At 63.4% G+C, this 243-nt stretch carries 1 protein-coding gene; it reads right to left on the minus strand.

Annotated elements, in window-relative coordinates:
• Positions 1-243 (minus strand): inorganic phosphate transporter (locus EOB49_RS35705; protein WP_164782023.1); only part of this gene is annotated, 243 nt, incomplete at both ends.

The raw sequence follows: 243 nt of genomic DNA on the forward strand, positions 1-243 counted from the left end.
TCGAGCCCATGGTGTGGACGATGCGCCAGCCGCCGAACAGGGTGCCGAGCGCCAGCGCCGCCTGACAGGTGAGGACAACCCAGAGCGGTACATGGAAAGTCGCGCCGAGCATGCCCTGCGAATAGAGCAGCACGGCAATGATGCCCATGGTCTTCTGGGCGTCATTGCCACCGTGCCCGAGCGAATAAAGCGAGGCGGAAAAGAACTGCATGACGCGGAACGTGCTGTCGACCGCAAACGGCG

The sequence above is a fragment of the Mesorhizobium sp. M7A.F.Ca.MR.148.00.0.0 genome (assembly GCF_003997735.1).
Taxonomy (GTDB): Bacteria; Pseudomonadota; Alphaproteobacteria; order Rhizobiales; family Rhizobiaceae; genus Mesorhizobium.